Here is a 12,513-nt window from a genome sequence, read left to right as displayed (position 1 = left end):
GCGCCTCAGATCATCGCAATGATCTGGCGATAGGCACGTCCCTTGTCGGCAATCCCATGGCCCTTGGTCTGACCGGGATAGCGTTGATCGCCGCCCTTGTTCTTGTCGCCATTGATCAGGCTGCGGGCGTTGAACCAGTCAAAATCGCCATCCAGCCCCATGTCAGACAACAGACCCTTGCCAGTAAATCCGAACTCGGCCATGCCGCGCACCAATATCTGCGCCGCGATCTTGGGATCAGCCACCAGATCGGGGTTGCCGACAAAATCCTGTCGGAAAATGTCACTGTATTTCTGATAGTTATTGCGACCTGTGATCTGGACAAACCCACGCCCCATGAAAAGCTTGCCCTCCGCCGGTCCGCGATTTCCAAGGCGGTGACCATAGGTTTTCTGGATCGCCGTCGGCCCCCAAAGCTCTTTCATGAACTGGCCCAGATTGGTCTCGTGATAGGCTGTGGCCAGGATATAGGCCTGATGCGACAGGTCGTTGACCTTGTTTTCGACACAGGCGCGCAGGATGGCGTCGACAGCGCCCGCACGGGTCTTGCGCATGGTGGCGCCACCGCCCTCCAGCTTGGCAATCCGCTCGGCAATCTGGGCAATCTCGTCGACCTTGAGCCGCGTGCCGGGGCTGGCAGCCGCCCGCTTGGCTGCGTCCTGGCCCGCAGGCAGCAAAACCACTGCCCCCACTTTCAGCCGTTTGGCGCTCTCCTCATCAAAGGGGGTGCCATCCTCCATCCGCAACTCGGTCCAGCGGTTGGCGTCGCCCAGGTGAAGCTGTGCGATCTGTGACAGGGTCTGTCCCCGCTTGACGATCACCTTTTCGGGCGCATCACTTGGCGTCTCCAGGTGCAGGTCACCCCGCGCATCCTCGCGCAGGATCAACCCCAGCCGTTCGCTGACCTCGGCCACCTCGACCCAGGTCAGATCAAAACCATCCGCCCCCGTCGTGCGCACAATCGCAAAGCGCAGCGCCGGGTCAGAGATCATGGCAACGCCATCTTTCTCGTCGATGACCGGCGCATCCCAGCCAAAATGGGTCACCAGATGGTTCAGGTCCAGCCAGATCCGCCCGTCAAAGGCGGCACCGCGCAGCGGCTCCCCATCCACGGTGACGGTTTCGGTTGGCACAACTTCGGTCTCGGCATCGGCGTCGATGATCACCGCCGTCGGGTGCTTGAGCGCGTCCAGAATGCCTGCAACCCGCGCGCGAATACCATCTCCGACTTCCCGGTAGGGGCGGCCAGGGTCCCACTCCACCGCCATCGGGTCCCACTTGCCATTCTGGGTGATGCCCAGATTGGCCTGCACTTCGCCATGGCCCAGAACCGTTTCGCGCGACACCTCGATGCCGTAACGCAGGCACAGCTCGGCCACGACCTGATCCATCACGGCCCACTGCGCGCGCGTGATCGGAAACGGGCCGGGACGGAACGGGTTTTCACGCGCGTCACCGCCCATCGAACACAAGGACAGACCAATCGAATGGCTGTTGCAGCTTTTGGTATGGGCCGCATAGCCGCCACTGCTCAGCGGGGGCACATTGGCGGTGATCGGATGATTGCCGCGATGCAGCTGGCCGTCGCCGTCGATCAATAGATGATAATGTTTCTTGTCCACACCGCTGGGGTCATAGGCACCACCGGTCCAGTGCAGGATGATCCGTTTCATCGACGCGGCAGGCATCCAGTCGGCAGGCACCGCACGGCCCTCCAGACCTGCAACAGGTGTCACCGGCTCGGACCCGGCCCTGCCGCCCCCGCCACCACTACCGGCACTCCCGCCGCCCACCAAGGTGGCCAGGGTGTCATGCGTGTTGCGCCCGACAATGCCGTCCACGCCCAACCCATGCTGGCGCTGAAAGGCCTCGACCGCACTTTTGGTGCCCGGGCCAAACAGCCCATCCGCCCCCGATGCATGCAGCACCCCTTGCAGGGCCAGCGCCTCTTGCACGTTTTGCACATCGTCGCCCTGCATCATGGGCAGTTCGTATTTCAACAGTCTGGAAAACGCGCCCAACATCAGCTTGCCTCCCCCGCCAGTTGCGTATCGACCAGCGCCATCAGGCGGGCCAGCGTCGCCTCGGGGTCCGTGGTCTTGGGCACCGCACCGCTCAACAGCTCCAGCCGTTGCAGCCCGCCACGCGCCGCCACGTCAGAAGACACCTGCGACAACGCACTGACCAACGCCGCGCCGTCCATCGCACTGCCGGTGACCGGGGCAAGGGTCGCATTCCACTCCGCCGCCAGCAGGCGACGAACAGCGGCATCGATCCACGCCTCATAGGCCGCATCAAAGCCCGCGCGATCCCCAAATCCGCCCGGTCGGGCAAAAAGGGCTTCGGCATCCTGGGTCAGCATCTCTTGCACCGTGATCTCGCCACCACCGGGCAAGGCCAGACCACTGCCCAGATCGTCCGGGGCCACATCACGCAGCAAGGCGATCGTTGGGCTGGCCGCCTGGTAGGCCACGTGACGCCAGCGGCGCAGCGACGGCTCGTCCACGTGAATGCTGGCCGCCAGCGCGCCCTTGGCCGTGGCGCGCAAGGCCGGGCCGCTCAGCGCGCCCCGCAACGCGTCCATCGCAGCGGTCAAAGCGGCTGTGGCAAGATCACCGCCCCCCACACGGTCCAACGCGGCACGCGCCGTCGCCAGATCCTGCGGCGCACCTGCGCTGGCCTGCAGTTTTTCCAACGCATCGCGCAGGGCGGTCTGCGCCGCCGTGGCCGCCGCAACAGCGCCGGGGGCCGCATCCGGCCAAAGCGGCGCGGCATGCACGCTGACCTCGGCCAGACCAAGGGCCCGCTGCAACCGTTCAATGACGGTGAATTGCGGCCCCACCGCCACCGGGTTCGGGGTCTCGCCCGACATGATGCCAAGGATTTTCTCCTGCATCACGGTCGCCCGGCGATCCGCATCCGGCTCTTGCTGGGCATCGGCCAGAATGCGGGCCAGCTCCTCGCGCTGTGCCGCATCATGCTGCTGGATCACACCCAATGTGCCATATTCGGCCTGCGCCAGAATGCTCTGGCGCTCCTTGCGGCGATCCTCGCGGAACATGTTGGCCACGGAATCCACCAGCTTGGTCAACAAATCATAAACCAACTGGGCCGAGAACCCGCCGATAAAGGCCAGCAAAGCCGAGGACAAAACGCCCTGATCGAGATAATCGCTCAGCGGCTCGGCCAGCAGGATACCAGAGAACCCGCCAAGGAAAATCCGCACGTAATAGGTCGAGGCCAACCGCATGTCATAGCGGCCCTCGCGGATATAGCTAAAGCTGTCATAGATCGAGGAATAGGCCGCGCCCAACATCCCCAAAGCGCCAAAGAACAGGAAGATACGCAACAGGATGGGACGACGCTCGGCCTGACAATCCTCGTAATGCTGCTTGATCAGGGCATCGCGCTGGCTCTGCAACAAATCCTGGTTCTGACCTGCGGCGGATGCGATCAACTCCTCTTCGCTAAAGCGGCATTGGCCATGCAGATATTCGATGACGGGAAAGAAATACGGGTTGCGCTCCGGCTCGGTCGCAAGCTCAACCTCAACAGGCGGCAGGCCCACGCTCCCCGCCTCTGGTACCGCGGAAACAGCCGGTGGTGTGCCCCCCGCCCGATCCGCCGGGCTAAAGTCGCTCCACCCCGACAGGCCAAAGCCGAACAAAAGCACCAAAACAGCCGAAACCACGATCAACCACAAGATCGAGTTCAGCGGCGCAAGGCGTCGAAACCACCCAGGCATCATGCGGTATTCGTGCAGTTTCTCGATGGTCTCGGGAAAGGCCGGGGCCACGGCACGCGCCAACCCTTGGTGCAAGGCCATGACGTCGGCGATGGGCACGGCGGCGCGGTCTTCCGGGGCCAGATCAAGCAGGGCCAGAACGGTGGGCTCCGGCAACTCCTTGCCGATGCCCCGGTCCGCGATGTAGCTCACCATCGCCTGGGCCTCTTTGAACAAACGCTGCTTCAGCTCTGCGGGCGTTTCCATGGCTTTTCCCTCTCGCTATGTCACCAGTCCGGGCCGTCCGTCAGCCGCACGGGCTCTGGGCAGGGCCCAATGGCGCCCCGTCCTGGTTGGCAATCAATTCACGTTCAATATCGCGGCGCAGGCGGGCAATCTGGCTGCTGTCATCCGCCAGAGGCCCCCCAAAGGCGGCCATCAAATTACGGGCGTCCTGCAAACTTGCGCGTTCCCCCAGAAAGCCCGCACAGAGCGCCGCATCGGTCGCCAAAGGCAGACAAGCGCGTTGCAAGGCGCGGTCTGCCTGCACCAGTGCCGTGGCCTGATAGGCCGCGACAAATGCCTTGCCCTCATCGCCCTCGCCCGCATCGGCCTTGCACAACCGGCCCGTCACCGCGCGGGTCCGGGTCTGGATATCGCGCACCACCGCCACGCGCCGCGCATTGTCGGCGGCACTGTTGCTGCTCAGCTTGGCAAGGCTCGCCTCTGCCTCGCGGGCGGCCACCAGATCGGCAAAGTTCTCGGCCATAATGGCATTGCGATCGGCAATGCCGCCCGTGTTCAGACGTGACGCCGCCCCGGTCACCTCAGGGGCGATGGCCTTGGCTTGGCCCAATTGGCCGGTCTGCAAATAGATCAGCCCTTCCAGCAAGGTATAAAAGCCGCGCACCGGCTGGCTGAGGCCGCTGGTGTCACTGGGCAAGACGGCCAGGGTCCGTGCAAAACGACCCGGGGCCACGCCCACCCCATCGGCGGCCACTGCGGCGCGAAAGTCCGCGTCATAAACCGCCTGCACATCGCGCACCCGCACGTGGTCGGCGTCACTCAGGGCCCCGCGCAACCCCGTGCAGCCGACAATCCCGGTCACAAGCGTCAGCACCAGCATGATACGTGTCATCTTCGGTCCTCCCGTCATCTCAATTCAGCTATGGCGGCCTCAATCACGGCGGCCAGATCGGCGGCAGACAACGCCATGGGGTCATCGGCCTTCAAGGCTTCGGCCAGAATGCGGCGCACGATGTCCACCAGATCATCCGCACCGGCATCGCGGCCCAGCCTGGCCACTGCCGCCTCGACCGCCTGGCCCAAAAGGGCTTCGACCCGTTCGGTCAGGAACGCCTCCGGATCATCCGCTGCTGCGGCCAGATCAGACAGTTTCAGACCGTGGCGCGCGAAAATGCCCAGGGTCTCATCGGCAATTTCCAGAACCGTCATCACCGACAGGGTCTTGGGCACCGCGTCGCCCTTGAGAACGGCGGCAATCGCCGCGATCAGCACCGGCAATTGCTGCGCTTCATGCAGTTGCTGCCAAACGGGGCGATCACTGGCCAAACGGGCCACAAGCAGACCCAGGATCTCCTCGACCGCGTCGGTTTCAAGCGTGGGCCGACCTTCACCCACCGCGCGCATCAGACCCGTCAGATGCGGCAAGAGCCCCAGCACAAAAGCGCCATCCGGTGTGTCCTCCGCATAAAGCTGGCCAATGACCGCCTCGAACACCCGCACCGCGCCATCGCGGTCAAGGCCCGTCCGCAAGAGGTCCGGCATCTGCGCAAAAAGGGCCTGGGCCACTGCCTGCACACGCTCACTGTCGCCCGCAAGCAAGACATCGGACCGCTGCCCGGCGATTGTAAACACCTCGATCATCAGCGCCCGGGCAAAGCGCGCGCCGCCCGCATCCTCCAACTCGGCCAGCACGGCCTGCGTCTCGCCCGAGGTCACGCGCAGGGCCAGATCCTGCAAGATCACCTCGGCCCGACTGAGCGCCGCGTCCTGGCCAAGGGTCGGCAAGACTTCGGCCATCTGCGCCATCAGATCGGCAAAGACCGGGGCAATCAGGTCATTATTCTGCACCGCACCCGCCTGCCCCACGGTTGTGATCACCGCCTGCAAGAGCGACGCCATAAAGCGGTCGCCATCCAGCTTTTCACCCAAAAGCGCGCCCGAGTTCTGCGTCACCCCGCTCAGAACCGCGCCAAACACGTCGCGAAAAGTCTGTTCCTGCGACAACGGCTCGGCGGTGCCGATATTGCGGCCAATCACGCCCAGCGTGTTTTTCAACGCGCCAAACACCGGCTGCAAACGCGCAGGCAGCGTGCCGGGGTCCGCCGGATCGTAACTGCCATCATCCAGCCCTTTGACGTCGGCCAGCAACTCCACCAGATAGGGGTCGGCGGCAAGGCTCCCGATCCAATCCGACACAACGGTCGTGAACCCTTCATGCGAGGCGATTCGGATGACGAAATCATCCCCGAATTCCTGCCGCGCCCGGCCCAACGCCCCAAACAGGATCGCCGCCGCCGGATTGTCCGTGGCCTCCGTCCCATGATCCGCCGCCGCCACCGCGACAGAGCCCACGAGGATCTTCAGAATGCGTTTCGGGGTGTCCTGCTCCAGATCAGTGCGCGTGGCAAACTCGCGCAGCACAGAAGACAGGATCACCTTGTTGGAAGAGCGCGCCAGAAAGATGCTGGCATTGTCGCCCAGAAACTCGACCAGCACCTCGGCTGTTGCCCGCAGGATCTGCACCCCCGACGACCCGCCCCCCGCTGCGGCAGAGCGGACGAGAAACCGGTCAATGCCGCCCGCATCCACCTCGATATCAGACAAGCCCGCGACGCTGTCCTGACGTTCGACCTGATAATAGAGCCCCATAAAGCGCCAGAACATGTCGGCATGGCGCTCGGTCTCAAGCGCGTCACCGGTCAGCGGATCGATATTCTTGTCAAAGGCGTCAAAGCTGTCCTCCAGCCCCCGCACCTCCAGCGCCGCGCGAAAGACGGGGTCGGCGCGAAACGCCGCGCGCATCCGGTCGGGGTCTTTGGTGGGGTTGACGACCTGCGTCGGCGGCAAGGCAGGCAGCAGCACAGGCAGCGGATCATCGAGCCGTTTGCGGTCTTTGATGTCGATCACGCGCCCACGCAGCAACACCAGGCTGCGCACTGCGGACAAGGCCACAGGTATCAATGTCACCGGGACGGCCAAAATGAACTCTCGTTTCAAAAATGTCTTTTTTAACGGCACAACGCTACGTCAGGTTGCATAATATCGCAAATCTTTTCTCTTTTGCCCGCGGGCAGAGCACAGCAATACGCCAGCCGATCCTGTCCCGGTAATATCCCTGCACGATCAAGCGCGCGGTGGGGGTGTACAGCCGGTGCACGGGTTGTGTACGCATGGTGCAAGGGCTTTTCGGGCTGGTTTTCCGTGTGTCCGAACCGAGATTTTCAAACACGAGGCCCCGCCATGACCCACACCAAGATTGCCGTGATCGGCGGCTCCGGCATTTACGACATTGACGGGCTGGAAGGGGCCGATTGGGTCACGGTCGACACGCCGTGGGGGGCACCGTCGGATCAGCTTCTGACCGGGCGGCTCAGCGGGGTGGACATGGTGTTTCTGCCCCGGCACGGGCGCGGCCATGTGCATGCGCCGACCACCGTGCCCTACCGGGCCAATATCGACGCGCTCAAACGGCTCGGGGTTACGGATGTGATCTCGATCTCCGCCTGCGGAAGCTTTCGCGAGGAAATGGCGCCGGGCGATTTTGTCGTTGTGGATCAATTCATTGACCGGACGTTCGCCCGCGAAAAATCCTTTTTCGGCACCGGCTGCGTGGCCCATGTGAGCGTCGCGCACCCCACCTGCCCCCGGCTGTCAGCGGCCTGCCTGGCGGCCGCAATTGATGCGGGGATCACGGTGCATGACGGGGGCACTTATCTGGCCATGGAAGGGCCGCAATTCTCCACCCTGGCCGAAAGCAAGATGTACCGCGAAAGCTGGGGCGCGGATGTGATCGGAATGACCAACATGCCCGAGGCCAAACTCGCCCGCGAGGCCGAGCTGTGCTATGCGAGCGTCGCCATGATCACCGATTATGACAGCTGGCACCCCGACCACGGCGAGGTCGATGTCACGCAAATCATCCAGACCCTGATGGGCAATGCCGACAAGGGGCGCGACATGGTGCGACGGCTGCCTGACCTGCTCGGGGCCGATCGGGCACCCTGCCCGCATGGCTGCGACCGGGCGCTTGAATACGCCATCCTGACCGCACCCGAGGCGCGTGACCCCGCCCTCATGGCCAAACTTGACGCGGTGGCGGGCCGTTTGCTCTGACGTCCCCGGGGCAATCACAGATTTCACCTCGACGCAGACGCGCGCCCATGTCTTTTTAAGCAAAACACAAGGAACCCCATCATGCCCCTCGATCTCTGGCTGGCCTTTGTCGCCGCTTCCACTGCACTTTTGGTGATCCCGGGGCCGACACTTATGATGGTGCTCAGCTATGCGCTGTCCCAGGGGCGGCGGGTGGCAGTGGCCTCGGCCCTCGGCGTGGCCACAGGCGACCTTATCGCCATGACACTCTCGGTGATCGGGCTGGGCGCGCTCTTTTTGACCTCGGCGGTGGCCTTCAACATCCTGAAATGGGTGGGGGCGGCCTATCTGGTCTATCTGGGGGTCAAGATGCTGCTCAGCGCGCGCAGGCCCAGCCAACAGACCGACCTGATGCGGCACCCATCGGGACAACGGCCCGCCAAGGTTTTCCGCGACCTCACGACAGTCACGGCCCTCAACCCCAAATCCAACACCTTCTTCGTGGCCTTCGTGCCGCAATTCATCCAGCCCGAGGCGGCTTTTGCGCCTCAGGCCACCATCCTCATCGCTACCTTTGTCATCATCGCCGGGCTCAACGCGCTGGTCTTTGCGCTGGCCGCCAACGCCATGCGGTCGCGGATCACGCGGCCATCGGTCCAGATGTGGTTGACGCGCACAGGCGGGGCCACGTTGGTGGGCATGGGCCTTCTGACTGCAACCCTTCGGAGAGCGACATGAAAACCGTTCAGGACTATATACGCACCATCGTCGACTTCCCCCACGAAGGGATCATGTTTCGCGATGTCACCACCCTGTTTGCCGACCCACGCGGGTTCCGGATGGCCATTGACCAGATGCTGCATCCCTATGCGGGCATGCAGATCGACAAGGTGGTGGGGCTAGAGGCGCGGGGCTTCATACTGGGCGGGGCCATCGCGCACCAATTGTCGGTGGGTTTCGTGCCAATCCGCAAAAAGGGCAAATTGCCCGGCGCCACGATCAGTCAGGCCTATACGCTGGAATATGGCGAGGCCGTGGTCGAACTGCATGACGACGCAATCCAGGCGGGCGAAAAGATCCTGGTGGTCGACGACCTGCTGGCCACCGGCGGCACCGCCGAGGCGGGGATCAAGCTGATCGAACGGCTCGGGGGCGAGATCGTGTCCTGCGCCTTTGTCATCGACCTGCCCGATCTGGGCGGGCGACAAAAGCTCGAAGCAATGGGCATGGATGTCACCGCGCTCTGCGCGTTCGAGGGGCTCTGACCCATCCCCCCGCACAACGGATGGAGCAGGGCGGCAAAAGGGGTGGTGGGTGGGTGCCTTTTCGGGCGCAGCCCGAAAACAGACCACCCAACATCCCAGGAAAAGACCACGCCAGATCGGCACGCATTAACCATTCGAATCGCCGCAGGCTGACGGGCGCGGGCAAAATGCACATTTTCCCAGGCAAACTGCTCATTTCGCGCCTAAGGCTCCAATAACCACCGCGACAGCGCCCGCTCAAACGTAGCAAATCGGGCCAAAACTGTACGTTTCGCCCCCGTGTCACGCCCCGGCAAGCGCCAAAATTGACCTCAAATCCGACGGTTAACGCAGCGCACTCACCCCCGCAGCACCGCGCCGGGGTTCATGATCCCCACCGGATCAAGGGCCGCTTTGATGGCGCGCATCGCCGTCAGTTTCGCAGGATCGCCATAACGTTCCAGATCACCGACCTTAAGCCGCCCGATGCCGTGCTCCGCACTGACTGAACCGCCCATTTCATGCACCAGATCATGCACCACGCGCTTGATCTGATCACGCTCCCCCTCATGGTCCGCGCGGGTTTTCCCAGGCATGGGAAAGACATTGTAATGCAGGTTCCCATCGCCCACATGACCAAAGCAGTTGATGCGGAATTCCCCTATTTTTTCAATACGTTTGCCACCTTCGACAATGAAATCCGCCAGCGCCCCCAACGGCACGGAGATGTCGTGCGAACTGACAGAGCCGATCAACCGGTTGGCCTCCGGGATGCTCTCCCGGATGGTCCAAAAGTCCTGGGATTGGCCTTGGTTCTGCGCAATCAACCCGTCCTGAACCAACCCCGCCTCAACCGCGTTGCTAAACAGGGTTTCAAAGGCCGCCGCCGGGTCCAACCCCTGCGGCAGGCCCAATTCGACCAACACACACCATTCCGGCGTTTCGCTCCAAGGGTTGCGCACTTGAGGCATGGTTTCTGAAAGAAAATCAAACCCTTGGCGGTGTATCAGCTCAAAAGCACTGACCGCCTCTCCCACCTGTCCCCGCGCCATCGACAACAGGCTGAGCGCCGCGCCGGGCGAGGCCACCTGAAACAGCGCGGTGCCCATCGCTGCAGGTCGCGCAAAAAGCTTCAGCGCCGCCGCCGTGATCACCCCCAAAGTCCCTTCAGCACCGACCATCAGATGGCGCAGGTCATAGCCTGTGTTGTCTTTGCGCAACCGACTGAGACCATTATATATTTCACCGCTGGGGAGCACCGCTTCGACCCCCAGAACGAGGTCACGGGCGTTGCCATAGCGAAGCACACCTGTCCCCCCCGCATTGGTGCCCAAAAGCCCGCCAATCCGCGCTGACCCTTCCGAGGCCAGCGACAGCGGAAACAGTCGGTCCGCCGCCTCTGCCGCCGCCTGGACCTCTGCCAGGATCACGCCGGCTTCGGCGATCAACACGTTCTCCTCTGCGTAAACCTTTCTGATTGCTGACATTTTTTCCATCGACAGGATCAACGGCATCGGCCCGTCCGGCGCCACTTGCCCCCCGACCAGTCCAGTCCCCCCCCCATAAGGGATCACCCCGATCCGTTCCTGCCCCGCGATGCGGATCAGGCTGGCCACTTCTTCCGTGGAATGGGGCGTGGCGACCAGCCCTGCCTGCCCCGCATACCGCCCGCGCGGCTCTTCCAGATGGCGCGCCTCGGCGCGTGCAAACCGACCGTCGGGCAAGGCCGCGCGCAGGCGCGCTTCGGCCTCTGCTGTCAATGAATTCAACATCTTATCCCCCGACACGCGCATCCTGTTGCCCCCATGTGCCAGAAACCGAAGGGCGTCGCAATGTGGCGGTCTTATTCGGCCTCGACCCGCAGCCAGGCGGGTCGCAACACCATGATCGTTGGTGTGCTGGGCAGGCGGTCCAGCGACACGTCAAGGGCCGGGCCACCCACCTCAACCACCTGAAACGTCTCCTGCATGCCCGCAAGGAAGGTGTTCAACGTATAGTCGCCAAACCAGTGCATCGGGATCACGATGGAGGACCGCAGCCGCGAAATGATCCGCATCATCGTAGGCAGGTCCACGGTCATACCCCCGTCCACCGCCGCCATCACCACATCAAGCCGTCCCAGCGCCGCATATTGCTCTGCATTTGGTTCGTGGTGCAGATGCCCCAAATGGCCAATACACAGACCCGCCACCTCAAAGACAAAGATCGAATTGCCATTGTCTTCGATCCCGGACCATTGCGAGCGGATGTCCGTGGACACATTGCGCACCAGCACCTCGCCCAGATCCAACCGATGATCGATCCCTTGACCGAATGCGCCCCATCCGCGCAGGACATGTGGGATCGCGGGATCGGGATTGGCCGTCCAATGCGTGTCGTGCGCATGGTTCATTGTCACCACATCCGGGATCATCGGCGCGCTCCCGGTAAAGCCTGTAAAGTCGGTGACCATGTTCAGACCACCCGCTGTGCGGATCAGAAAACTGGCGTGAGAGATATAGTGGATACGCACCGTTTCAGGCGCGACATCAACGGCATAGCTGGCGCGGTGTACATACTCGGCCCCTGGGATGTCGCCCGCCAGCGCGATACAATGGCTGGGCGTGCGCGCCGCCTGCTGGGTGTGCGCCACATTGGCGACAAAGACGAAAATCACGGCGAGCCATTTCAACATCAGACTGTCCTCCTGCGCTTTGACCTAGGCTAGGCGCCCGGAAGGACCAGTCAAATTCACAACTGCGTGCCACGCGCCCCGACGCGCGCAACGGGCGGGAAATGCCCGTTTTTGGTGCAGCGCCTGCTGCACTGCTGCACAAGAACCATGCGGGATTTCGCTCATTGCGGATCAAAAGGCTTGGCAATCTCTATTAATGACACATATGTCATTAATAACAAATCGAAACAGAAGGGATGTCAGAGCATGAGCACGAGCGCGCGTTACAAGACCATTTTTGGATCATTGATTGCAGGCCTTGCCCTGACCCTGGCCGCCCCAGTTGGCGCGCACCCGCTCTTGTTGCTCAAGGCCAAGAAAGAGGCGGAACAAAGCCGCGTCGCACCCGTGCCCCCGATCCCCCCACTTGTTGCGAAATCGGCCGTAACAGGCGTCGCGGCGCAAAAAGCCACCATAGGGCCACGCTCTGTGGTCAAGAGACGCCCCGGGCCGCCATTGCCGCCACCACTCACGTTGAAAGCGATGCACTGACC

At 62.9% G+C, this 12,513-nt stretch carries 10 protein-coding genes; 4 read left to right on the top strand and 6 right to left on the bottom strand.

All coding sequences use genetic code 11. The features are described 5' to 3' along the window. Positions 1-5 precede the first annotated feature (5 nt). From Q1A44_RS09710 to Q1A44_RS09695, 4 genes are read right to left on the bottom strand one after another with little or no spacing between them, the layout of a single operon-like run. Complete coding sequence (locus Q1A44_RS09710; RefSeq protein ID WP_299623654.1) at positions 6-2,024, bottom strand: peptidoglycan-binding protein; 2,019 nt, start codon at positions 2,022-2,024, stop codon at positions 6-8. After that, on the bottom strand, positions 2,024-3,991 hold the full coding sequence (locus Q1A44_RS09705; protein ID WP_299623651.1) for a hypothetical protein: 1,968 nt from the start codon (positions 3,989-3,991) through the stop codon (positions 2,024-2,026). Before Q1A44_RS09705 ends, Q1A44_RS09710 begins: the two co-directional genes overlap by 1 nt. A 40-nt stretch (positions 3,992-4,031) precedes the next feature. Further along, positions 4,032-4,862: a hypothetical protein gene (locus Q1A44_RS09700; RefSeq protein WP_299623648.1), complete on the bottom strand. Its 831-nt coding sequence runs from the start codon at positions 4,860-4,862 to the stop codon at positions 4,032-4,034. A 14-nt stretch (positions 4,863-4,876) separates the two neighbouring features. Beyond that, complete coding sequence (locus tag Q1A44_RS09695; protein ID WP_299623645.1) at positions 4,877-6,937, bottom strand: hypothetical protein; 2,061 nt, start codon at positions 6,935-6,937, stop codon at positions 4,877-4,879. A gap of 273 nt (positions 6,938-7,210) precedes the next feature. Here Q1A44_RS09695 and Q1A44_RS09690 point away from each other — a divergent pair, with 273 nt between their 5' ends. The 3 genes from Q1A44_RS09690 (at position 7,211) to Q1A44_RS09680 (ending at position 9,327) form a co-directional block, all read left to right on the top strand. After that, positions 7,211-8,083, top strand: coding sequence for an S-methyl-5'-thioadenosine phosphorylase (locus tag Q1A44_RS09690; RefSeq protein ID WP_299623642.1), 873 nt, complete (start codon positions 7,211-7,213; stop codon positions 8,081-8,083). A gap of 81 nt (positions 8,084-8,164) precedes the next feature. Continuing rightward, complete coding sequence (locus Q1A44_RS09685; RefSeq protein ID WP_299623639.1) at positions 8,165-8,800, top strand: LysE family translocator; 636 nt, start codon at positions 8,165-8,167, stop codon at positions 8,798-8,800. Next, positions 8,797-9,327: an adenine phosphoribosyltransferase gene (locus tag Q1A44_RS09680; RefSeq protein ID WP_299623636.1), complete on the top strand. Its 531-nt coding sequence runs from the start codon at positions 8,797-8,799 to the stop codon at positions 9,325-9,327. Before Q1A44_RS09685 ends, Q1A44_RS09680 begins: the two co-directional genes overlap by 4 nt. Before the next feature lie 338 nt (positions 9,328-9,665). Here Q1A44_RS09680 and Q1A44_RS09675 read toward each other — a convergent pair whose 3' ends face one another. Together Q1A44_RS09675 and Q1A44_RS09670 are read right to left on the bottom strand one after the other, a co-directional pair. Next, positions 9,666-11,078, bottom strand: coding sequence for an FAD-binding oxidoreductase (locus Q1A44_RS09675; RefSeq protein WP_299623633.1), 1,413 nt, complete (start codon positions 11,076-11,078; stop codon positions 9,666-9,668). A gap of 71 nt (positions 11,079-11,149) precedes the next feature. Then, entirely contained in the window at positions 11,150-11,980 is an 831-nt protein-coding gene (locus Q1A44_RS09670) for an MBL fold metallo-hydrolase (protein ID WP_299623630.1), read from the bottom strand. 246 nt (positions 11,981-12,226) lie between these two features. On the opposite strand from Q1A44_RS09670, the gene Q1A44_RS09665 reads away from it, so the two are divergent. After that, positions 12,227-12,511, top strand: coding sequence for a hypothetical protein (locus Q1A44_RS09665; protein ID WP_299623627.1), 285 nt, complete (start codon positions 12,227-12,229; stop codon positions 12,509-12,511). Positions 12,512-12,513: the final 2 nt, after the last annotated feature.

The organism is uncultured Tateyamaria sp., from assembly GCF_947503705.1.
Taxonomy (GTDB): Bacteria; Pseudomonadota; Alphaproteobacteria; order Rhodobacterales; family Rhodobacteraceae; genus Tateyamaria.
This window is presented reverse-complemented; position numbering and strand designations above follow the sequence as displayed.

Excerpts from the sequence above, each read along its gene's own strand:
- Q1A44_RS09710 (WP_299623654.1), bottom strand. The coding sequence starts at position 2,024 with ATGTTGGGCGCGTTTTCCAGACTGTTGAAATACGAACTGCCCATGATG.
- Q1A44_RS09705 (WP_299623651.1), bottom strand. The coding sequence starts at position 3,991 with ATGGAAACGCCCGCAGAGCTGAAGCAGCGTTTGTTCAAAGAGGCCCAG.
- Q1A44_RS09700 (WP_299623648.1), bottom strand. The coding sequence starts at position 4,862 with ATGACACGTATCATGCTGGTGCTGACGCTTGTGACCGGGATTGTCGGC.
- Q1A44_RS09690 (WP_299623642.1), top strand. The coding sequence starts at position 7,211 with ATGACCCACACCAAGATTGCCGTGATCGGCGGCTCCGGCATTTACGAC.
- Q1A44_RS09685 (WP_299623639.1), top strand. The coding sequence starts at position 8,165 with ATGCCCCTCGATCTCTGGCTGGCCTTTGTCGCCGCTTCCACTGCACTT.
- Q1A44_RS09680 (WP_299623636.1), top strand. The coding sequence starts at position 8,797 with ATGAAAACCGTTCAGGACTATATACGCACCATCGTCGACTTCCCCCAC.
- Q1A44_RS09675 (WP_299623633.1), bottom strand. The coding sequence starts at position 11,078 with ATGTTGAATTCATTGACAGCAGAGGCCGAAGCGCGCCTGCGCGCGGCC.
- Q1A44_RS09670 (WP_299623630.1), bottom strand. The coding sequence starts at position 11,980 with ATGTTGAAATGGCTCGCCGTGATTTTCGTCTTTGTCGCCAATGTGGCG.
- Q1A44_RS09665 (WP_299623627.1), top strand. The coding sequence starts at position 12,227 with ATGAGCACGAGCGCGCGTTACAAGACCATTTTTGGATCATTGATTGCA.